16 protein-coding genes are annotated in these 20,816 nt (G+C 64.5%); 3 read left to right on the forward strand and 13 right to left on the reverse strand.

The features are described 5' to 3' along the window. Position 1: 1 nt before the first annotated feature. The 3 genes from HDR50_RS05100 to HDR50_RS05110 all read right to left on the reverse strand — a co-directional run bounded on the left by HDR50_RS05100 (position 2) and on the right by HDR50_RS05110 (position 2,316). Entirely contained in the window at positions 2-352 is a 351-nt protein-coding gene (locus HDR50_RS05100) for an Hpt domain-containing protein (RefSeq protein ID WP_291356531.1), read from the reverse strand. Between the two features lie 6 nt (positions 353-358). After that, positions 359-1,474 (reverse strand): HD domain-containing phosphohydrolase, encoded by a 1,116-nt coding sequence (locus HDR50_RS05105; RefSeq protein ID WP_291356533.1) that lies wholly within the window; start codon positions 1,472-1,474, stop codon positions 359-361. 434 nt (positions 1,475-1,908) lie between these two features. Next, positions 1,909-2,316 carry a hypothetical protein gene (locus HDR50_RS05110; RefSeq protein WP_291356535.1) on the reverse strand — a complete coding sequence of 136 codons (408 nt, stop codon included), beginning with the start codon at positions 2,314-2,316 and terminating at the stop codon, positions 1,909-1,911. 163 nt (positions 2,317-2,479) lie between these two features. On the opposite strand from HDR50_RS05110, the gene HDR50_RS05115 reads away from it, so the two are divergent. The 3 genes from HDR50_RS05115 to HDR50_RS05125 are packed head-to-tail and all read left to right on the forward strand — an operon-like array spanning position 2,480 to position 6,641. Continuing rightward, complete coding sequence (locus tag HDR50_RS05115; RefSeq protein ID WP_291356537.1) at positions 2,480-3,766, forward strand: IMP cyclohydrolase; 1,287 nt, start codon at positions 2,480-2,482, stop codon at positions 3,764-3,766. Positions 3,767-3,779: 13 nt separating this feature from the next. After that, positions 3,780-5,345, forward strand: a complete 1,566-nt coding sequence (locus HDR50_RS05120; protein ID WP_291356539.1) for a cobyrinate a,c-diamide synthase — start codon at positions 3,780-3,782, stop codon at positions 5,343-5,345. Positions 5,346-5,357: 12 nt separating this feature from the next. Continuing rightward, positions 5,358-6,641, forward strand: coding sequence for a glycosyltransferase family 2 protein (locus HDR50_RS05125; RefSeq protein WP_291356541.1), 1,284 nt, complete (start codon positions 5,358-5,360; stop codon positions 6,639-6,641). On the opposite strand, the gene HDR50_RS05130 is transcribed toward HDR50_RS05125, so the two are convergent. From HDR50_RS05130 to HDR50_RS05175, 10 genes are all read right to left on the reverse strand, one after another. Next, positions 6,562-7,914 carry an McrC family protein gene (locus HDR50_RS05130; RefSeq protein WP_291356543.1) on the reverse strand — a complete coding sequence of 451 codons (1,353 nt, stop codon included), beginning with the start codon at positions 7,912-7,914 and terminating at the stop codon, positions 6,562-6,564. The two genes, HDR50_RS05125 and HDR50_RS05130, sit on opposite strands and share 80 nt — an antisense overlap. Next, positions 7,904-10,027 carry an AAA family ATPase gene (locus tag HDR50_RS05135; RefSeq protein WP_291356545.1) on the reverse strand — a complete coding sequence of 708 codons (2,124 nt, stop codon included), beginning with the start codon at positions 10,025-10,027 and terminating at the stop codon, positions 7,904-7,906. The genes HDR50_RS05130 and HDR50_RS05135 overlap by 11 nt, the downstream gene beginning before the upstream one ends. A gap of 81 nt (positions 10,028-10,108) precedes the next feature. Beyond that, positions 10,109-11,209, reverse strand: a complete 1,101-nt coding sequence (locus HDR50_RS05140; protein ID WP_291356547.1) for a TRAP transporter substrate-binding protein — start codon at positions 11,207-11,209, stop codon at positions 10,109-10,111. 87 nt (positions 11,210-11,296) lie between these two features. Next, complete coding sequence (locus HDR50_RS05145) at positions 11,297-12,601, reverse strand: TRAP transporter large permease (RefSeq protein ID WP_291356549.1); 1,305 nt, start codon at positions 12,599-12,601, stop codon at positions 11,297-11,299. Next, a complete protein-coding gene (locus tag HDR50_RS05150) occupies positions 12,601-13,134 on the reverse strand; it encodes a TRAP transporter small permease (protein WP_291356551.1) in 534 nt (177 codons plus the stop codon). The genes HDR50_RS05145 and HDR50_RS05150 overlap by 1 nt, the downstream gene beginning before the upstream one ends. 147 nt (positions 13,135-13,281) lie before the next feature. Further along, complete coding sequence (locus tag HDR50_RS05155; protein ID WP_291356553.1) at positions 13,282-14,286, reverse strand: TRAP transporter substrate-binding protein; 1,005 nt, start codon at positions 14,284-14,286, stop codon at positions 13,282-13,284. A 112-nt stretch (positions 14,287-14,398) separates the two neighbouring features. After that, entirely contained in the window at positions 14,399-17,530 is a 3,132-nt protein-coding gene (locus HDR50_RS05160) for an NAD(P)(+) transhydrogenase (Re/Si-specific) subunit beta (protein ID WP_291356555.1), read from the reverse strand. Between the two features lie 49 nt (positions 17,531-17,579). After that, complete coding sequence (locus HDR50_RS05165) at positions 17,580-17,861, reverse strand: proton-translocating transhydrogenase family protein (RefSeq protein ID WP_291356557.1); 282 nt, start codon at positions 17,859-17,861, stop codon at positions 17,580-17,582. A gap of 96 nt (positions 17,862-17,957) precedes the next feature. Beyond that, positions 17,958-19,127 (reverse strand): NAD(P) transhydrogenase subunit alpha, encoded by a 1,170-nt coding sequence (locus HDR50_RS05170; protein ID WP_291356559.1) that lies wholly within the window; start codon positions 19,125-19,127, stop codon positions 17,958-17,960. A gap of 85 nt (positions 19,128-19,212) precedes the next feature. Then, positions 19,213-20,589: an aminotransferase class III-fold pyridoxal phosphate-dependent enzyme gene (locus HDR50_RS05175; protein ID WP_291356561.1), complete on the reverse strand. Its 1,377-nt coding sequence runs from the start codon at positions 20,587-20,589 to the stop codon at positions 19,213-19,215. Positions 20,590-20,816: the final 227 nt, after the last annotated feature.

The raw sequence follows: 20,816 nt of genomic DNA on the forward strand, positions 1-20,816 counted from the left end.
TTCAGCCCCGGAGCACGGCGCACACGCGGTCGTATTCTTCCTGAAGCTCGGGCATCATGGCCTTGGCGCCGGGCCAGTCGCCCGCGCGCATCTTCGCCTCCTGGGCGAGGGCCAGCTCCTGCATGCGGTCGCAGCCGATACTGCCGCAGACGCTCTTGAGCGTGTGCACGGCGGCGGCGGCGGCAGCCGCGTCGTCAGCGGCCACTGCCGCGGCCAGGGCCGCATAGCTCTTTTCTTCGAGAAAGCGGCCGAAATAGCGCTCGAGCATGCCGGCATTGCCCATGAAGCGCTCGAGGGCGCCGTCCACATTGATCCCCGCGGCCTTGAGCCGTTCCTTGCGAGTCGCATCCATGAAAGTTCACCTTGTCTGAGTCTGGGTGTGCGTATGGGCGCCGCGCGCATACAGGTCGCGGATGGCGGGCGCGATGTCGCGGAAATATTCCATGAGCACGGGGTTGAAGGCCCCGCAGCGGCCGTTGACGATCATGTCCACCGCGTCCAGGTGCTCGAAGGGCGGCTTGTAGACGCGCTGGCTCACCAGGGCGTCGTACACGTCGGCCACGCCCACGATCTGCGCGTAGATGGGGATGTCGTCCCCGGCGAGGCCGTCGGGATAGCCCTTGCCGTCCCAGCGCTCGTGATGGTGGCGGGCGATGAGCCTGGCGTAATCGTAAAAGGGCAGGCCCTTGAGCTGCGGGATCTGGGTCAGCATCTCGTCGCCGCTCACCGTGTGCCGCTGCATGGTGGCGAACTCTTCGGGCGTGAGCCTGGCGGGCTTGTTGAGGATGGCGTCCGGCACGGAGATCTTGCCCACGTCGTGCAGGATGGCCGCCAGCGCGATCTGGCGGATCTCCTCCTTGGAGAACTGCTCGCGCAGAGGGGTCTGCTCGAGCAGGAGCCGCGTGATGTCGTGGATGCGGCGCACATGCTCGCCGGACTCCCCGCTGCGGAACTCGGTGGCCGTGGCAAGGGCCTCGATCATGCCCATGTTGAGGTTCTGGAGCTGCTGGTTCTGCTCGCGCAGTTCCTCGGTCTGCTCGGCCACCACGTCGGCGAGGTGGTTGCGCGCGGCGAAGAGCTCCATGACCGAATTGACGCGCCGGAGCACGATGGGCGGCGTGATGGGCTTGGAGATGACATCCATGACCCCGAGGTCGTACGCCTGCTTGATGACCTCGCTGTCGCTCTCGCCGGTGATGAGGAAGACCGGGATGCGCTCGGGGACGTGCCGTTCGGCCAGGCGCTCGAGCATGGCCATGCCGTCCATGACCGGCATCATCACGTCGAGGAGGATGGCGCAGACCTCGGCCTCGTGCTCGGCGAGCAGGTCGAGGCCCTGTTGGCCGTTCTCCGCCTGGAGGATGGCGTGCTCCGCCTCGAAGATCATGGAGAGGATGTCGCGGTTCAGCTCGTCGTCATCCACGATGAGCATGGTATTGGGGGCGCCCTGGCGGCGCGTGAAAGACGTTTGCATGGCGAGGCCCGTGCGGGGTTGGCGACGGCGCGGCGCCGTCCATTCTTGCAAGGGGGAACCCACAACCTGTCCCGGGCAGCCTAGCGGATTTTGCCCGCTTCAGCAACAGTGCGCGGGCCGTGCGGGGCGCTTGGGGAGAGATGTACTGCAGTGATGTTGTCCGCCCTTCCTTCATTCCGTCTGGAGCGAAGCGGAAGACGGGTGCGGGTGGCGGAAGAATCCTAAAAAATAAGATTCTTCGGTGCTTGCAAGGAAGACAAAAATTTCCGACGGGAGTGTACTTAAGTACTCGACCGAGGAAATTTTTTTCTGACGCAGCAAGCAGCGAAGAGGCTGTTTTTGACGGATAATTTCGGCATTAACCAAGCGGCACAGGCAGAGCGCCAATGCAAAACCAGGCAAACTGCATTGCTCGCCCTGTGCAGACCCGGGGCTCAGCGGTCCTTGGGGCCTTCGGCGCCCTTGTCCTCCCTGAGCGGGCGGAAGCTCAGCACGCGGCAGGGCGGGGCCGCGGGCGTTTCGTCCCGCTCGAGCACGAAGTCCGCGGACGCGGGGCCTTCCGTCGCCGAGGCGGGCGCCGCCCCGGGCTGTCCCCCACGGGCCTGGCCGCGCTCCCCCCCCCGTTCCTCGGGCGGCCGGCGCTGCTCGCGCCAGCAATAGTTGAAGAGCTGGTTTTTCCAGCGTTTGGCCTGGATGAGCGAAAAAACGAGCGCCCCCTCCTCCCAGCGCTTCGTGGGCTCGAAACGGCTCGTCAGGGTGGCGTACTTGCTCCAGAGCGACATGAGCGAGGCTTCGTCCAGGGCGTCCAGCTGCCGCGCGAGCTTGAGCAGTAGTTTTTCCATGCGCCGGGCACCTCCCCCTTGTGTGGCCTTCCTTCCGCCTTCTTGTAGTGGTTCGCGCGGGGCGCGTCAACGCGCCGGCTGGCGTCCGGCCGGCTTTCATGCTATGGTGGCGCCTTCCCGCGCGGCCCCTTCCCGCGCCGCGCCCAGCGCACGGAGACGCACGATGCCCGACCTCAAAGCCATGTATTCCACCATCCGCAAGGATGCCTTCCCGGACACCATGACCATCCTCCTCGGCGACGAGCGCCTGGTCTATGAAAAGCGCACCTGGACCCTCGATAACGAGGAAAAGGGCCTGCGCTACGGCGAAAACCCGGACCAGCCGGCGGCCCTCTACGCCCTGAAGGAAGGCTGCCCCACGCTCGGCGGCCTTGCCTGGCGGGGACCAAAGCACGGCATCGTCTCGCGCATGGACGAGGCGCAGATGATCCAGGCCGGCAAGCATCCCGGCAAGACCAACCTCACGGACGTGGACAACGGCGCCAACATCCTGCAATACCTCACCGAGCGCCCGGCCGCGGTCATCCTCAAGCACAACAACCCTTGCGGCGCGGCCTGGGTGGCCGAGGCCGAGGGCGGCGTGGCCGAGGCCGTCACCCGCGCCTACTGGAGTGACCGCATTGCGGCTTTCGGCGGCGCGGTGGTGGTCAACCGGGCGCTCACCAGGGCGGCCGCCGAGACCATCGCGGCGAGCTACTTTGAGGTGGTGGCCGCGCCGGCCTTCGAGGAGGGGACGGTGGACATCCTCAAGGGCCGCAAGAACCTGCGCATCATGGAGCTGCCGGGCCTCGGCCGCCTCGAGGAGCTCACGGGCTCCGCCTGGCTCGACATCAAGAGCCTTGCCGACGGCGGCATCATCGTCCAGAAATCCTTTCAGAACCGCATCCTGACCGACGCGGACTTCCTGCCGGCCACGGCGCGCACCAAGGACGGCGTGGAGGTCGTGGCGCGCGCGCCCGACCGCAAGGAGCTTTCGGACCTGCGCTTCGCCTGGGCCGTGGAGGCGGGCGTGACCTCCAATTCGGTCATCTTCGCCCGCGACGGCGCGACCGTCGCCATCGGCACCGGCGAGCAGGACCGCGTGGGCTGCGTGGAGCTCACCATCCACAAGGCCATGACCAAGTATGCGGACAGCCTCGCCTTCCGCGAATGCGGGCTCTCGCTCTACGAGCTTGAGCAGAAGGCCGCGGCCGACCCGGCCCTTGAGGAAAAGCTCACTGACATCCGCACGCGCACCCGCGAGTCGCGCGGGGGCCTCCCCGGCTCGCGCCTCGTGTCCGACGGCTTCTTCCCCTTCCGCGACGGCGTGGATGTGGCCATTGCCCAGGGCGTCACGGCCATCGCCCAGCCCGGCGGCTCCCTGCGCGACGCCGAGGTGATCATGGCCTGCAACGAGGCCGTCCCGCAGGTGGCCATGGTCTTCACCGGCCAGCGGTCTTTCAAGCATTAGGCAAGGCGACCGCATGGATGCCACGCCGCCCAAACGCGCCGCGCCCACGCGCTTCCCGCGCCTCTGCGTGAGCGCCGCGTCCGGCGGCGGCGGCAAGACCCTCCTCTGCCTCGGGCTCGCGCGGGCCTTTTGCGAGGCGGGGCTTTCCGTCAAGCCTTTCAAGAAGGGGCCGGATTATATCGACGCCGCCTGGCTCGGCCGGGCGGCCGGAGGTGCGGAAGGCACGACGGCCACCAATCTCGACCCCTTCTTTCTCGACGCGCCGGAGCTCGTCCGGCTTTTCGCGCGAAGTATGGAAGGCACGGGCATTGCGGCCGCGCCCGCCGGCGCCCCCCGTTTGGGCCTCATCGAGGGCAACCGCGGCCTCTATGACGGGCTGGATACCGCCGGCACCTGCTCCACGGCGCGGCTTGCGCGCATCCTCGACTGCCCGCTGCTGCTCTGCCTCAATGCCGCCAAGATGACGCGCACCGCGGTCGCGTTGTTGTCCGGCCTTATAGGTTTCGAGCCCGGCTTGCTCTTTTGCGGGGTGGTCTTCAACCGCGTGGGCTCGCCACGGCACGAGGGCGCCTTGCGCCGCATGGTGGAAGTGCATCTCGAGCTCCCCGTGCTCGGCGCCCTGCCGCGCCTTGAGCATGATCCGCTCCCCGAACGGCACATGGGCATCGCCAGCACCGGCGAGGGCCTCAGCGCGGAAGCCGACGCCCTGCTGGACGAACTCGCCCGCCTCGTGCGCGCGCATGTGGACGTGGACGCGGTGCTCGCCGCGGCGCGGGAGGCGCCCCCGCTCCCAGGCGTGGAGGAAGAGAGGGGGGGGGAAACCGCTTCGCAGGACGCGGTCGTGCCGCCGCACATTTCCGTCTCCTCCCTCCGCGCAGCAAGCCCCCCGGAATCCCCAAAAATCCGCCCGCGCATCGGCTATGTGCGCGACGCGGCCTTCTGGTTCTATTATCCCGAAAACCTCGCCGCGCTCACCGCTGCCGGCGCGGAGCTCGTGCCGCTGGCGCTGGCGGAGGCGCCGGAACATAAGGAATGTCTTTGGGACACGCTGGACGGCCTCTATCTCGGCGGCGGCTTCCCCGAAGACTATCTCCCGCAGCTTTCCGGCTCGCCACAGCTTGCGCGCGTAGCCGCGCTCGCCCGGGCGGGGCTGCCCGTGTATGCGGAGTGCGGCGGCCTCATCCTGCTTTCGCGCGGCATGGAGCGGGACGGCGCGTTCTGGCCGCTCGGTGGCGTGCTCCCCTTGCGCGCCGTGTGGACGCCCAGGCCGCAGGGCCTCGGCTATGTGGAAGGGACGGTCAGGGCCGCAAATCCTTTCTTTCCCGTGGGGCTCTCCCTGCGCGGCCATGAATTCCATTATTCGCGCTGTGTGCGCGAGGCGGACGCACCTGCGCCGGCGCTGGAACTTTCCCGCGGGAGTGGCACGGGCGCCGCGGCAGCCAAGGGAAAAAAGGCGGGGGACGGCGTTGTGTGCGGACGCACCTGGGGCGCCTATACCCACATTTTCGCGCCGGCCGTCCCCTGCTGGGCGCCCAGCTTCGTGGCCGCCGCGACGGCGTGGCGCGCGGGCCAGCGCTGAAAGGAGGGCGGTATGCGCGTTTCCGTCATCATCCCGGCCTGGAACCTCGTGGAGCTCACCGCCGCCTGCCTGCGCTCGCTGGCCGCGCACAGCGCCGGCGCCGACCTTGAGGTGCTTGTGGTGGACAACGGCTCCACGGACGCCACGCCCGAGGCCCTGCCGCCGCTGGGGCGCGAACTTTTCGGCCCGGGCTTCCGGCTGCTCCGCATGCCGGAAAACCTGGGCTTCGCCCGCGCCTGCAATGCCGGCGGCCAGGCGGCCACGGGCGAGATGCTCTTCTTCCTCAACAACGACACATTGTGCACCGAGGGCTGGCTCCCTCCGCTGCTCGGCGCCTTCAAGGGACGCGTGGGCGCCGTTGGCCCGCGCCTGCTCTATCCCGACGGGCGGCTCCAGCATTGCGGCATTACGTTTTCGCCCTTTTTCCGCGTGGGGCATCTCTATGAGTTCTTCCCGGGCGACCATCCTGTGATAAACCGGCCCCGGCCGCTCCAGGCCATCACCGGCGCGGCACTCATGCTGCCGGCGCAGCTCTTCCGGGAGGCGGGCGGCTTTTTCGAGGGCTACCGCAACGGCTATGAGGACATGGACCTCTGTCTCACCCTCATGGCGCAAGGCCGCAAGCTCGCCGTGGCGCCGGAGAGCCGCATCATCCACTACACCAGCGCCACGCCGGGCCGCTTCGTGCACGACACGGCCAATGGCGAACTCCTCATGCGCCGCCACGGGAAACACCTGAAGCCAGACCTGCACCTGCTGGGGCGCCTGGACGGCTATGCCATGCGGCTCGACGCCGGTCTCTCCTGCTGGCTGGAGCTCCCGGAAGGCCCCGCGCAGGAGCTTTCCGCCGCAACAGCGCGGGCGGACGGCGACGCCGTTGCGGAAGCGCTTACACGCGAACCGCTATGGCGCGCCGGCTGGCTCAGGCTCATGGAGCTGCGCGAAGCCGAGGGGCGCCCTCGCGAGGCGCTTGCCGCCGGCATGCAGGGCTTGCGCTTCTTCCCCGCGCCGGAGCTGGCGGCCCGTTTGCAGGCGCTCACGCAGCCGCAAGGCGAGCTTGCGGAATTTGCAAAGGACGCGGCCGCCATTGCCGCTGGGCTAGCCCCGCCGACTGATCCTGCCCGCATCGCCGCCAACCGGGCCCGCCTCAAGGCCGCCCGCCGCGACGCCTACAGCCGCGGCGACACCGCGCTTGCGGAAGTGCTTTCAGAGGCGCTCAGCGGCCAGCCGCAGCCGGAAAGTGCGCAGATTGCAGGGAAGCCAACAGGGCCGGGATGCCGGCCTGCGGATGCTTGAGGTCAAGAAAAACAACATCGAGCGTCACACCGTCCCCGGAACAGAAACTGCGGGCCACAGCAAAGCCCGCATGCGGGTCGATCCTCATATCCCCGGCCTGGGGATAGAGCAGGACCACTCTTTTCGCCGCATATTTTTTCCCATAGGCATACATCTGGTACAGGTCCGCCTGGGCGACACCGAAGTTGGGGGCACCGGGCTCAACGATTTTCCACTTTGTATCCAGCACAAGGATTGTCTCGCCGCCTGCGGCGTCGGAGAGGACGATGTCGGGCCGCAGCGCCCCCAGGCGCCGGCCCGCGTCTTCAAAAAGGCTGTGGTGGCTGTCCTGAAGGCGCACCTTCATGCGGTTTCCGCAATGCTTTCGCGCCAGCGCGGCGATATGGCTTTCAAACAGTTTTTCCATGGGGAACAGCAGGGAGAGCGCCACATTCGGCCCGGCAAAGGGCGTTAGGGCCTTGCGCTGCAAAAAGACGCGGCACCAGGGCAGCAGGCGGGAATACGCCGCCATGGTGCGGTCATCCCGGCAGGCGGCAAAATCCTTTTCCACGGCCGAGGAAAGGTGCACCCCATCAAGGGCGCCCAGCAACTGAATGGCCCGCCTGCGGTTGCGCGCGGTGCGGCTCAGGGTGCGCAAACGCGCAAGGGTAGTCTTGATCAGGCGGTTTTCCGGCCTGTCCGCAGTGAACTCGTCATGCCGCAGGAAGAAGCGATCCCTGCGGACGAGGTTGTGACGAAGATGCTGCGCATGCAGGAGTTTGCCCTTGTACATCCGCTCATTCCTTTCAACGCTCCGATAGGCGGAGCGCAGCCCCTGGGCCACGAGCCTCGCCGCCTCGTCGAGGAACATGCCGATAAAAATCTCCAGCAGGTCGCAGTGCGCCGCCGCCAGACGCGAAAAGGAAAACCGCTTGCAGGGTGGATCTTCCACAACCCGCAGCATCTTGAGGAAGATTTTTCTGGCCGCGTCACGCCCCGCATTATCAGGTGAAAGGCCCGCGATCTTTGGCAGGATCTCAATGACCGTGCCGTCATCAAGGCGGATGAGGCCCACATGGTTGCGGGCGGTGAGAATCTCGCCGACACCGCGGCGCGATGAAAGCCCCATCACCTCAAGGCCGTCGGCCACGCCCTGCGCCCCGGGCGAGAGGATGAAGGCCTTAAGCGCGCTGAAAGCCGGTTCCGGCAGCGTGGCATATCCCGGCACCTGCTTTGCGCAGGTCAGGCCCTCATGCTCGCAGATGGCAATTGGCGTCGCGTGTTTAGTGCTCATCGGCCGGTGCGGCGTCTTCGCCTGCGCCGTTGTCGAGGCCCAGATACCTGTACGCCACAGGATTTTCAAAGGCTTTAAGATCAATGCTGTAGCGCGTGCCGTCCGCATCGGCGTGCGGGCCGAAAAGCTCCACGCCCTCCTCGAGCTCATCTATGAATTTCACGTCGTCCGATTGCGTTTTTTGGTTGTCGCCCAGCACGAGCCGGATCTTTTCATAATCGTTGTAAAAATACTCCTGCAGCAGGGGCAGTACGGCGTTTTTCATAATCGCCGCCAGCGCGGCCATGTCTGCATTTTCCTTCAGGCCGAGAAAGGCCGCGTGCCCGAGCACATGGTCCCGGTCCAGCAAGGCCTCGATACGGCGGTTGAACAGGTCGAGCAGCCTGTCGATGTGGATACCTTCGACCATCGTTCCCTCCAGGAGCTTTGGCTCGGGGGGGATTTCAACGAAGCTGAAACGCCGCCGCAAGGCCGCATCCATGAGCGCAATGGACCGGTCCGCCGTATTCATGGTACCGATGATATACACATTGCCCGGCACGCCGAAAGAGTCGCCGCTATAGGGCAGGTGGACGCGCTTTTCCTCTTTTGCGCCCAGGCGCTTGCTTTCTTCAATGAGCGTCATGAGCTCGCCAAAGATTTTTGCCATGTTGCCCCGGTTGATCTCGTCAATGATGAAGACGAAGTTTTGCTGCTCCTGATGCGCGGGCTGTCCAGCGGGTTCACCCATGCCGATCATCGCCAGTATCTCGGCCACAGGGATGGACAGCTTGTAAAGCGTGGAAAGCGTGAGCACCTTGTCGCCGTTACGGTGATAGATGTTCTCCCGAATATCCTTCGCGAGCCACCGAACCTTGCGCAAGCGCTTGTAACTTCCATATTCGTCATGCCATTCCGGCTCGCCCGTCACGACGCCCACAGCGTCCACGACCTTGTGGGAATAACAGGAAAGGACAATATCCCCGGGCTGCATCCGGTTATAGAAGGCATCAAGGGCGGCCCTGCCGCCGTCCTTATACTCGGTCTGCTCAGAAAGGTTCGGCCCATAGCCATCCCAGCCGATGCGGATATGCCCATTATCCAGGCATTCCCTGCGCGTGGGATTGTCCCCTGTCCGCTCCAGTGATATTTTCCAGACAGTGGGGTTGGGGGCCAGCTCCAGCCCCTGCGCCTGTTCTGTCACAGGCACAGTTTCGGCGTCACGGCAAAAGGCCTTGAAAACACCCTCGTGGATCTCATAGGAGAGCTCGCCTTCATTGGCCCCGTCTTCATCGGCCAGCCGCGGGCGCAAGCCCTCTATGAACTCTTCATATTCATAGGACTGATGAAAAGTGATAAAGCAGATGCGCCCCTTGTCCTTATACTCGCGGTATCGGCGTACAACATCGCCATATTCTTCGGTCTCGATTTCTGCCAAGGGCTTGTTTTCAACGATGGCGACCGCGTACTGGACCGTCCTGTAGGTTTTGCCCGTGCCCGGGGAGCCATAGAGAATGATATTCTTGGGGAGAGAATAGGTGGAGTGAGTCACATCTGGCATAGGGATATCCTCTGGTTGTGACTGAATGAAGGGAACATCCTGAAGCTGTTCACCCGTAATATAGTCTTTATAATTTTCAAATATTTTTTTTAGTGCAGAGTTATTTCCCTCGGGGTTAAACTTTTCATTAATTTCTCTATTACTCTCAGTAGCTTTATAATCATTACTATATAGAGGAATTTTAAGATTCTTCCAATGATTCAGCCTATTTTCAAATTTTGGTAACAACCAATAATCTTCCCTCCCAGGCTTATGCAGCTGTGTGAGGGTATCATGAACGTCTGTCTGAGATGCCTCCTTCTTTTTCCCTTCCTTCATCTTCTTTTCAGTTACAACTTTATATACGAGTCGCATCTGACGCAGGAGCTGTAAAAAAAGGACTCTTACCTCGTCGTTTTGGAAAAATGGCTCTTTATCTTGAATACAGGGGAGGAGTTTATTCATATCTGGCCTATCACGATCAGATATTTCAATGAAGGGCCACGTATCCAATCGCTCTTGGATATACAGAAGTTGCTCTTGCGAGCAGCCTTCAAGACCCAGTATCCGCGCTTCTTCCTGCGTCAGCATCATCGCCTTTCCTGCTCCCCATAGAGACCAAGAAGCCGAAGGGCACCCCCTTCGGCTTCCAAGCACTCACGTCAATGCGTGCAGCTACTTCTTTTCCGGCTGCTTTTCCGCCTTCTCCGCCTTGTCCTGCGCCGGCTCCCAGAGGGGCAGGCCGCAGGCTTCGAGATAGGCGTTGATGGCCTCGCGGCCGCCCACGCTCTCGGCGGTTTCGGGCCAGACCTCGCGCAGGGCGAGGTCGCGCCAGGCGCTCTCGTCCTCCACGGTGGTGATCTTCACGCCCTCGGCCTTGAGCGCCGTCTTGGCCATGGCGTTCATTTCCTTCTGGTACTGGAGCGAAAGCTCCTGCACATGCTGGCCGGCCTCCACAAGGATCTTGCGGTCGGCCTCGGAGAGGGCGTCAAAAACGCCGGCGCCGATGACGAGCGGCTGGAGATTGTAGAGATAGTGGAGCTCGGTGATGTATTTCTGGCCGGCATCGTGGAACTTCATGGCCCTGAAGCCGCTGTAGTCATAGCACTGGCCGTCCACGAGGCCGTTCTTGAGGGCGTTGCGCGTCATGGGCCACGCCACGGGCATGGGGATGGCCCCGAAGGCGCGGTAGGTCTTGATCATCACGAGGCTCTGCGGCACGCGGATGCGCAGGCCCTGCATGTCGTCCGGGCTCGCGATGGCGCGTTTGCTGTTGGAGAGGTAGCGGTAGCCGTAATAGGTCCAGGCGAGGATGCGCAGGCCGGCCTTTTCCGCATAACTGTTGAGCAGCTCCGCCGCCTTGCCCGTGGTGCCGCGCACCACGGCCTCCTCGTTGGGGAAGAGATAGGGCAGCGTCACCACGCCGAGGCCGCGCACCATGGGCGCGAGGTTGCCCACGCCGCCCAGCATCATGCCGAGCTTGCCCGTCTGCACGCGGTGGAACTGGAAGGTCTCGTCCGCGTCGAGGCCGCCGCTGTAGGAGAGCTTGATATTGATCTTGCCCTTGCTGGCCCGGGTCACATAGTTCTTGAAGGCCAGCCCGAGCATGCCCATTTCGGAGTCTTCGGGGTCGCCGATGGCGAAGGTGATGGTCACGGTGCCGTCGGCGGTGGTCACGGCCTTGGCGGCTGCCTTGCCGCCCGCGGCGTGGGCACAGAGGGGCGCGGCCACAAAGAGCAGCGCCAGAAGAAGAGGCAGGAAAACTTTGGTACGCATGCAAACCTCGCGCAGGTGGGTTCGGAAAGGGTGGAGCCAGTCAGAAAGGAGGGCGGCGGGAAAACCCGCCGCCCGTCCTGCACTTGCTTACGGTGCGGCCACGGTCATCATGTTCGGCAGGAACATGACGAGGCTCGGGAAGACCACCAGGATGACAATGGCGAGCAGGTTGGCGAAGACCATGGGCATGGCCTTGAGGGAGATGATCTCCAGCGACTGGTTGGAGATACCCGAGGCGATGAACATGTTCTCGCCGAGCGGCGGCGTGGAGAAGCCGATGCCGCAGCAGCAGATGAGGATGAGGCCGAAGTGGATGGGGTCNACCCCGTAGGCCGTCATGATGGGNAGNANCACNGGCGTNACCAGCATGATGATGGCCAGCGTCTCCATGAACATGCCGAGGAAGATGAGCAACACCACCACAAAGACCCACACCATGTACACGTTGTTGGTGAAGCTCAAGACCCAGTTGGCGAGCTCCACGGGGATGCGGTACGAGGTGAGCAAATAGCCGAAGGCCGTGGCCGTGAACACGAGCACGAGCACGCGGCCCGTGAGCCACGAGGTGGTGTTCAGCGAGGCCATGAAGGCTTTGAACTTGAGCTCGCGGTGGATGAAGATGCCCACGAAGAGCGTGTAGAAAATGGCCACGATGGCGGCTTCGGTGGGCGTGAAGAGGCCCGCGTAGATGCCGCCCAGGATGATGAGCGGCGCGAGGATGGACCAGAAGCCGTCCTTCATGGTGTGGAGCAGGTGCCTGAGCGACCAGGAATCGCCGCCGAGATTGAGCTTGCGGCACTTGAAGAAGTGCAGCAGGCAGAGCGAGAGCGCGATGAGGAAGCCCGGGATGAAGCCGGCCATGAACATCTTGGAGATGCTCACCTGCCCGGTGACGCCGTAGATGACCATGGGGATGCTCGGCGGGATGATGATGCCGATGCCGCCGGCCGTGGCCGTGGTGGCCGCCGCGTAGGCCGTGTTGTAGCCGCGCTTGGTCATGGCCGGGATCATGAGCATGCCCACCGCCGCCGTGGTGGCCGGGCCGGAGCCGGAAATGGCGCCGAAGAAGACGCAGGAGAGCACCGTCGAAATGGCGAGGCCGCCGGGGATGGGGCCCACAAAGGCCTCGGCGACGGCCACNAGTCTTCGTGATATGCCCGANGCCTCCATGAGCGCGCCCGCGAGCACGAAGGCTGGCAAGGCCATGAGCGGGAAGGCCGTGAGCGAGGCGAAGGCGCGCTCGATCATCATCGAGAGGTCGATGTCGAGGATGATGAAGCAGACCATGGTGCCCACGCCGAGGGCGACCATGATGGGGCAGCCGATGAGCAGCAGGACGAAGAANACGGCGAAGAGCAGGCCGCCGATGCCCATGGGGGTGAGCGCTTCCATCAGGCAGCCCCTCCTTCTTTGCCGCTGTCTTCAAGCAGGGCGCTCTGGCTCTGCTTCACCGCCTCCTGGTCCGGGTCGGCGATTTCCTGCTTGAGGATGAACTTGATGTAGTTCACCTGCAGGATGCGGATGGCCATGAGCGTGAAGCTCAGCGGAAAGACCAGGTAGACGTAGCTCTGGTCCCAGTCGAGCGCCGGNGTGAAATAGGGAAATTCGCGCAGATCCATCACCGCGAGGTAGCCCTGCCAGGCCATGATGAGGCTGAAGGCCAGCCAGATCATGTCGCTGATGAAGAGCAGAAGGTTCGCCACCCACTTGGGGGCCTTGGCGAACTGGAGCGTGACGCGGTTGAGCGCGCACAGCCGGGTGGCGTAGCAGGCGCCGAAGAGGATGAACCAGATGAAGGCGAAGCGCGCGATCTCCTCCGTCCAGGGGAGCGAGGCGTCCAGGAAGCGGAGGATGATCTGGATAAAGACGACGACGACGAAAAAGACCAGCAAAAATTGACAGAGATAGCTTTCAAAATGATCCATGAAAGCAAGAACGAACTTCTTCACGCCGAACCCCCCAGGCTGTCAGCCGGGCGGCCCCGGCATCTGTTGCCAATGTGCGCGTGAATGGCGGCATGGCCGCAAGGCGGCCGGGCCCCTGANGGAGCCCGGCCGCAGGGAATCGGGAGCCTAGTTCTGCCAGGGCTCTTTGCCCATGGCCTTCAGGTATTCGTTGATGGCGTCCTTGCCGCCCACAAAGTCGGCCATTTCGGGCCACACCTTGTCATAGGCGGCCTTCTTCCACGCTTCCTCGTCCTCAAGCATGTCGACCACGAGGCCGCCCGCGATGAGCTCGTCCTTGGCGGCCTGGGCGTATTCCTTCTGGTACTTGAGCACGGCTTCCTGGGCGAAGAGGCCGCCGTCCACGAAGATCTTCTGGAGCTCGGGCTTGGTCTTCTTGTAGACGCGCTCGCTCATGACCAGCGGCTGGAGCTGGTAGGTGTAGTGCACCTCGGTGAGGTACTTCTGGTTGGCTTCGTTGAACTTCATGGCCTTGAAGCCGATGTAGCCGTAGCACTGGCCGTCCACCACGCCCTGCTGGAGAGCCGTGAAGGTCTCGGCCCAGGAGATGGGGGTCGGGCTGCCGCCGAAGGCCTTGTAGGCGGCGATGAGCACGGCGCTCTGCGGCACGCGGAACTTGAGGTCCTTGATGTCGTCGAGCTTCTTGATGGGATGCTTGGAGTTGGAGATGTAGCGGAAGTCGGTGTAGGTCCAGCAGAGGATGCGGAAGCCGGCCTTGGTGGCATAGCTGTTGAGCAGCTCGGCGGGCTTGCCGTTGGTGCCCTTCACCACTTCGTCAAGGTTCTCGAAGAGGTAGGGCAGGGTCAGGAGGCCCAGCTTCTTCTCAAAGGGCACGAGGTTGGCGATGCCGCCCACGGCGAAGGGCAGGGTGCCCTTCTGCACGTTGCGGAAGGCCTCGCTCTCGTCGCCGAGNGCGCCGGCGAAGAAGAGGTCGATCTGCACTTCGCCCTTGGTCTCTTTCTCCACATAGGCCTTGAAGGCCAGCGCNGCCACGCCCTGCTCGGAATCCTCGGGGTCGCCCACGGCGACCTTGTAGTTCACCGCCGCCTGGGCGGANACGGTGAGCATGAACAGGAACGCCAGCGTCAGGACACACAGTTTCTTGAAGCTCATACACCCTCCTGAAGTCAATGATGGAAATCCCCTACTACTCTGCCTTCNCNCTAGCATTTTTTTTCACAGCTATCAAGCCTCATGCCCCGGAAAGGCAGCTTCCCCCTTCCTCCTAGCCGCGCAGCATGGCGAGCAGCNTGTCCAGGCTCGCNGCCGCGTCGCCCAGCATCATGACCACGCCCGGCTTTGNGTAGAGCGGGTTNNNNACGCCCGCGTAGCCCGGCTTTTCNTCANANTTGCAGATGATGACGCCNTTGGCCTTGTCCACGTCGAGGATGGGCATGCCGTAGATGGGCGTGCCCTCGGCCGTGTTGGCCGCAGGGTTCACCACGTCGTTGGCGCCCACGATGACCACGAGGTCCGCCTCCGGGAAGAGCGGGTTCACCGTGTCCATCTCGAGCAGGTGCTCGTAATCCACATTGGCCTCGGCGAGNAGCACNTTCATGTGCCCNGGCATGCGGCCGGCCACGGGATGGATGGCGTAATCCACCTTGGCGCCGNNNGCCTCCAGCGCGTCGGCGAGCTGCTTNACCTTGTGCTGCGCCTGCGCCANGGCCATGCCGTAGCCGGGCACGATGATGACGCGCTTGGCGTTCTTNAGCATGGAAGCCGCGTCGCCAGCGCCAGCCGGGGCGGCCGCGGAGCGAGCATCGGCTGCGGCAGGCGCCGCCCCGCCCTCGGGCGTGGCGCCCTGGGCGAGGTCCACAAGGCGCCCCACGGTCCTGGCCGCGTCGCCGAACATGAGGATGGCGCCCGGCTTGGAGTAGAGCGGATTCTCCACGCCCGCGTAGCCCGGCTTGCCGTCATAGTTGCAGACGATGACGCCCTTGGCCTTGTCCACGTCGAGGATGGGCATNCCGTAGATNGGCGTGCCCTCGGCNGTNTTGGCNGCNGGGTTCACCACGTCGTTGGCGCCCACGATGACCACGAGGTCCGCCTCCGGGAAGAGCGGGTTCACCGTGTCCATNTCGAGCAGGTGCTCNTAATCCACATTGGCNTCGGCNAGNAGCACGTTCATGTGNCCNGGCATNCGGCCCGCNACCGGNTGGATGGCNTAATCCACCTTGGCGCCGTTGGCCTCCAGCGCGTCGGCGAGCTGCTTGACCTTGTGCTGCGCCTGCGCCAGCGCCATGCCGTAGCCGGGCACGATGATCACGCGCTTGGCGTTCTTCAGCATGTCCGCGGCGCGGGCCTCGTCGCTTCCGCCGGAAGCCGCGCCCGCCGGNGCGGCAGCGGCNGGGGCCTTCACGTCGCCCTTGGCGAGGTCCACGAGGTGGGCCACGGTCTTGGCCGCGTCGCCCAGGCGCATGTGCACGCCTTCCTTCTTGTAGAGCGGGTTGGGCACGCCGGCATAGCCGGGCTTTTCGTCATAGTTGCAGACGATGACGCCCTTGGCCTTGTCCACATCAAGGATGGGCATCCCGTAGATGGGCGTGCCCTCGGCCGTGTTGGCCGCCGGGTTCACCACGTCGTTGGCGCCCACGATGACCACGAGGTCCGCCTCGGGGAAGAGCGGATTGACCGTCTCCATCTCCANAAGGTGCTCGTAGTCCACATTGGCCTCGGCGAGCAGCACGTTCATGTGCCCGGGCATGCGGCCGGCAACGGGATGGATGGCATAATCCACCTTGGCGCCNTTGGCNTCCAGCGCGTCGGCGAGCTGCTTGACCTGATGCTGCGCCTGCGCCAGCGCCATGCCGTAGCCGGGCACGATGATCACGCGCTTCGCCTCATGCAGCAGTTTGGAGAGCGCGGCNTCGTCGTCGCCAGCGGCAGNGGCGNCGCCGGCAGCGGCGGGGGCCGCCACATTGCCCTTGGCGAGGTCCACGAGGTGGGCCACGGTCTTGGCGGCGTCGCCAAGGCGCATGTGCACGCCCTGCTTCTTGTAGAGCGGGTTGGGCACGCCGGCATAGCCGGGCTTTTCGTCATAGTTGCAGACGATGATGCCCTTGGCCTTGTCCACATCGAGGATGGGCATGCCGTAGATGGGCGTGCCCTCGGCCGTGTTGGCGGCAGGGTTNACCACGTCGTTGGCGCCCACGATGACCACCGCGTCCGCCTCGGGGAAGAGCGGGTTCACGGTGTCCATTTCGAGCAGGTGCTCGTANTCCACATTGGCCTCGGCGAGNAGCACGTTCATGTGCCCGGGCATGCGGCCGGCAACCGGGTGGATGGCGTAATCCACCTTGGCGCCATTGGCCTCCAGCGCGTCGGCGAGCTGCTTGACCTGGTGCTGCGCCTGCGCGAGCGCCATGCCGTAGCCGGGCACGATGATGACGCGCTTCGCCCCGCGGAGGAGCTTGGCTATCTCCGCATCGTCATTGGCGGCGGCGTCAGCGGCAGGNGCCGCGGCAGCGCCCGAAGGGCCGGCCGGGGACTTGGGCGGCGCCGGAGCGGCGGCAGCGGGGGCCGCGCCGGGCTTCTTGCCCGCCACCGAGGACTCGCCCAGAAGGATGGGCATGAGCCGGCGGTTCATGGCCTTGCACATGACGCGGGTGAGCATGTAGCCGGCCGAGCCGATGATGCCGCCCACGGCGATGAGCAGCGGGTCGGCCACGGCGAAGCCCGCGATGGCGCAGGAGATGCCGCCCATGGAGTTGAGCAGNGAAATGGTGATGGGCATGTCCGCGCCGCCCACGCGCAGGGTGAAGACCACGCCGAAGAGCGCGCCGGTCACGAACATGAGGCCGATCATCAGCCAGGGCAGGAAGTCGGGCGCGATGTTGTAGATGACCAGCGCCACGCCCATGATGCCNAGNAGGATATTGACGATGCGGCTGTGGTTGGGCAGCACGATGGGCCGCTGCGGCAGCACCTGGTGCAGCTTGCCCGCGGCCACGAAGGAGCCGGCGATGGTGGTCATGCCCGAGCANAGGGCGAGGCAGGCGTCGATGCGGTGGAAGGCCGATTCCGGCCCCACGTCCACCAGCATGATGAGGCCCACCAGCGCGGCCGCGCCGCCGCCGAAGCCGTGGAGAAAGGCCACGAGCTGCGGCATCTGGATCATCTTCACCTTGTTGGAGAGGAAGAGGCCGAAGGCCATGCCCGCGGCGATGGCCACCCAGAGCGTGACCGAGCCGAAGGAATCGTCCCTGAGCATGGTGATGANGATGGCGAGGGCCATGGCCAGGGCGGCGATGGCATTGCCCCGGACGGCGGTCTTGACGTTGCTCATCAGGTGCAGCCCGTAGAGGATGGCGACGGCCAGCACCGTGGCAATGATGTAATAGGCGAAAGAGCTCATGCGCGGAGTATCTCCCTGGGATTGTGGCGGCNGGCGCGGGGCCGGCGGCCTAGCGCTTCTTGCCGGCGATCATCTTCAGCATCTTGTTNGTGATGTCGAAGCCGCCNAAGACATTGGTGATGGCGAGCGCGATGGCGACGCCGCCGAAAAACGCGCCCAGCGCGGTGGTGGCGAGGTGCGTGGCCGTGAGCGCGCCCAGGATGATGACGCCGTCAAGGGCGTTCATGCTCGACATGAGCGGCGTGTGCAAGAGGCTCGGGATGTGGCTCAGCACCTTGTAGCCGATGACGAGGGCGGCGATGAAGACCAGGATGAGGATGAACGTGGTCAAGGGAATGCCTCCGCGAATGCGAAAGGGTGGTGCCGGACGGCGGATACGAGAAGGGCGCGCCGCCCCGTCGGGAAGCGCGCCCTTGCCAATGCGGTGCTACACGCCGGCTTCCTTGGCCCCGGCGTGGACGATCTCCTTGTTGATGGTGGTCAGNGAGGAGGCCACGATGGGGTCGTTGCGGTCGAGCTCGATCTTGCCGTCCTTGGTGAGGTAGGCAAGCAGGTTGTAGATGTTGTTGGCGAACATCCAGGTGGAGCTGGTGGGCATCATGCCNGGGATGTTCTTGATGCCGCTGACGGTCACGCCGTCCACCACGACTTCCTCGCCGGCCTTGGTGACGGCGCAGTTGCCGCCCTGGTCGATGGCGATGTCAACGATGACCGAGCCGGGCTTCATGGACTTGACCATCTCCTCGGTGATGAGCACCGGGGCGAGCTTGCCGGGGATGAGGGCCGTGAGGATGANNACGTCGGCATCCTTCACCACGGGCTTGATGGCCTCGATCTCCTTCTTGAGCCACTCGTCGGGCAGGCGCTGGGCATAGCCGCCCTCGCCGATGGCCACTTCCTTCGGCACGCCGGTGTCCACGGACTTGGCGCCCAGGCTGCGGGCCTGCTCGGCGGCGTCGGGGCGGATGTCGATGGCGGTCACTTCGGCGCCGAGGCGCTTGGCGGTGGCGACNGCCTGNAGGCCGGCCACGCCCGTGCCGATGACCACGACCTTGGCGGGCTTGATGACGCCCACGGCCGTGCCGATCATGGGCATGAACTTGGCGAGGTAGCTCGCGGCCATGAGCACGCCCTTGTAGCCGGCCACGGTGCTCATGGAGGTGAGNGCGTCCATGCTCTGCGCGCGGGAGATGCGCGGGATGCCGTCAAGGGTGATGCTGATGCAGCCCGTGTCGCGCAGCTTGCGCATGGGCTCGCGGTTCACCGGGGCGGCGGGGTGCAGGAAGGTGATGAGATACTGGCCGTCGCGGAGCATGTCGCTCTCGTGCATGCCTTCCTTCTCGTTGAANAGGGGCTCTTTCACCTTGAGGATGACGTCGGCCTTGTCAAAGATGTCCTTGGCGCGCTCCACGATGGTGGCGCCCGCGGCCTTGTACTGGTCGTCGGAGAAGAACGAGCCCTCGCCCGCGCCCGCCTGCACGAGCACGACGGCGCCGTCGTCCACCATCTTCTTCACGGTCTCGGGGGTGGAGGACACGCGGCGCTCGCCGGGCATGATTTCCGTGGGCACGCCGATGGTCATACCGGTAAATTTCATGGGAATGGCTCCTTCAAAATCTTNGTGTGCACGATGAGGGGCCGGGGCGGCCTGACGCATTCCCCGGCCCGCCGAAACCGTAAAACTAGGCCTTGACCACCTTGAAGGCGTTGTCGAGGGCCTTGAGGATCTCGTCGAGCTCCACCGTGGTGGTGATGAGCGCCGGGGCGAGGCAGATGGTGTTGTTGAACTCGCGGAAGCTGCGGCTCGTCTTGCCGATGATGACGCCCTGCTTCATGCACTCGGCCACCACGGCGCCGGCCACGGCTTCGGACACGGGCTCGCGGGTGGCGCGGTCCTTGACGAGCTCNAGGCCGCAGAAGAGGCCCTTGCCGCGCACGTCGCCGATGATCTCGTACTTCTTCTCCAGCTCCTTGAGGCCGTTCAGGAGGTACTCGCCCATCTTGACCACGTTGTCGAGCACGTTGTGCTCTTCCATGTAGCANAGGTTGGCGTAGCCCGCGGCCGGGCCGGAGGTGCAGCCGCCGAAGGTGCTGATGTCGCGGAANTAGCCCTCGCGGTCGGAGGGGTCGGCGATGAAGTCCTGGAAGACCTCCTCGGTGGTCACCGTGCAGGAGATGGGCGCGTAGCCCGCGGCCACGCCCTTGGCCATGGTCACGATGTCGGGCTTGACGTTGAAGTGCTGGTAGCCGAACCACTTGCCCGTGCGGCCGAGCCCGCAGACCACTTCGTCGATGATGAGCAGNAGGCCGTACTTCTTGCAGATCTCGGTGATGGTCTCAAAATAGCCGTCCGGGGGCACGATGACGCCGCCGCCNGCGGTGATGGGCTCGAGGATGACCGCGCCCACGGTGTCCGGGTCTTCNNNCTGCACCACCTTCTCAAGCTCGAGGGCGAACTTTTCGCCAAGGTTGGTCGTGCCGGCCGGATAGGGCGAGCGGTAGACCGAGCACGCCGGGAATTCCACAAAGCCCGGGGTGAAGGGGCCGTACTGCATCTTGCGCTCTTCCTGGCCGCAGGCGGAAAGCGTGGTGATGGTGGTGCCGTGGTAGTCGCGGTTGCGGTAGATGATCTTGTACTTCTTGCCGCCGTGCTTGAGCTGCGAGATCTGGCGCACGATCTTGAAGGCCTTTTCATTGGCCTCGGAGCCGGAATTGGAGAGATAGACGCGCGAGAGGCCCGGCATCTTCTCGATGAGCTTCTTGGAGAAGCGGATGGTGGGGATGTTGCCGTAGCCGTTGGCGAAGTAGCAGAGCTCCTTGATCTGGTCGCTCACGGCCTTGCACAGGGTCTCGTTGCCGTAACCCAGGTTGACCGTCCAGACGCCGCCGGAGACCGCATCCAGGTACTGCTTGCCGTTGATGTCCGTGACCCGCATGCCTTCGCCCTTGACAAAGATGATGGGATCGGACTTTTCATAGACCTTGTGCTGGGTGAGATGATGCCAGACGTACTTCTTGTCGTCCGCGATCAGCTCGGCGGCGTTGAAGGACTGCGCCATTTCTTCCTCCGATTGAGTGCTTGGCGCCGCAGGGGATGCCCGACCGGCACATCCGGGGGCGGCGTCGGATTCCGCATGGTTTAAGCCCGGCGGTACCCTCCCGGACCACAGGGCCGTGTCCGAAATAGCAAGCCTTGTGCCAGATGGCACAGGCTCATTTTGACAAGTGATTTCACCAAGTTGCACGCGCGCCTTCTTTCCCGGAAGGCCCCGCCACTCCAATTTCA

Origin of the sequence: Desulfovibrio sp., from assembly GCF_014803725.1 — a bacterium.
Taxonomy (GTDB): domain Bacteria; phylum Desulfobacterota; class Desulfovibrionia; order Desulfovibrionales; family Desulfovibrionaceae; genus Desulfovibrio.

Bases quoted from the DNA above. Each gene is read 5' to 3' on its own strand.
- HDR50_RS05120 (WP_291356539.1), top strand. From the start codon at position 3,780: ATGGATGCCACGCCGCCCAAACGCGCCGCGCCCACGCGCTTCCCGCGC.
- HDR50_RS05130 (WP_291356543.1), bottom strand. From the start codon at position 7,914: ATGAGCACTAAACACGCGACGCCAATTGCCATCTGCGAGCATGAGGGC.
- HDR50_RS05115 (WP_291356537.1), top strand. From the start codon at position 2,480: ATGCCCGACCTCAAAGCCATGTATTCCACCATCCGCAAGGATGCCTTC.
- HDR50_RS05100 (WP_291356531.1), bottom strand. From the start codon at position 352: ATGGATGCGACTCGCAAGGAACGGCTCAAGGCCGCGGGGATCAATGTG.
- HDR50_RS05110 (WP_291356535.1), bottom strand. From the start codon at position 2,316: ATGGAAAAACTACTGCTCAAGCTCGCGCGGCAGCTGGACGCCCTGGAC.
- HDR50_RS05105 (WP_291356533.1), bottom strand. From the start codon at position 1,474: ATGCAAACGTCTTTCACGCGCCGCCAGGGCGCCCCCAATACCATGCTC.
- HDR50_RS05125 (WP_291356541.1), top strand. From the start codon at position 5,358: ATGCGCGTTTCCGTCATCATCCCGGCCTGGAACCTCGTGGAGCTCACC.
- HDR50_RS05135 (WP_291356545.1), bottom strand. From the start codon at position 10,027: ATGATGCTGACGCAGGAAGAAGCGCGGATACTGGGTCTTGAAGGCTGC.
- HDR50_RS05140 (WP_291356547.1), bottom strand. From the start codon at position 11,209: ATGCGTACCAAAGTTTTCCTGCCTCTTCTTCTGGCGCTGCTCTTTGTG.